Below are 600 nucleotides of genomic sequence, written 5' to 3'. Positions count from 1 at the left end.
AGGTTACAAGCTCATAAGGATAGAGCGCTACAGCATGCGATAGGTTGTTGTGGATCATCACCTGGAAGGCCTTACCCTCGATACACTTACCCTTGTAGCTATCGATGGGACCAGCCTTGAGATCGCCCTCGGGACGATAACGGTAGGCGTAGATCTTACCACGCTCCTTGAGCTCCTTGAGGAACTCGGGTGCGAGCTCAGCGTGGAGTTCTTTAGGTACATAGCGTAGCGCATTCTGTAGTGCCACACGTGTTTGTGCAGGGGTCAAGCTATAGCCCCTATCAGGTGCTCGACGGATGCCCTCCTCAAAGGTGGGGTACTTGGGCAGCGTAGCATCAAGTGTAAACTTACAAGTTCTCTTCATATTTACTGGTTGCGATCTTAATTTCAAGTCCCACAAAGATACTAAAAACTCTCCGATACGTATACATGTCCCTTAGGGTATAATAGAAATTAGAAGATAGAGATTAGAAGATAGAGATTAGAAGTTAGTTCTTGGGAGCACTGCTCTAAGACGCAATAAGAGAAGCGAGCTGTCTAGTCTCTGAGTACTAGACGGCTCGCTTTATGTGTCTCTTGCCTCAAGGAGTATAGCATCTA

The 600-nt window shown here is 47.2% G+C and carries 1 pseudogene; it reads right to left on the bottom strand.

What is annotated here, in order from left to right:
* A pseudogene (locus PORUE0001_RS05120) lies at nt 1-364 on the bottom strand (urocanate hydratase); the annotation flags it as partial.
* Nucleotides 365-600: the final 236 nt, after the last annotated feature.

The sequence above is a fragment of the Porphyromonas uenonis 60-3 genome (assembly GCF_000174775.1).
Lineage (GTDB): Bacteria > Bacteroidota > Bacteroidia > Bacteroidales > Porphyromonadaceae > Porphyromonas > Porphyromonas uenonis_A.
The sequence above is the reverse complement of the archived record's forward strand: the minus strand, read 5'-3'. Positions and strand labels throughout refer to the sequence as shown.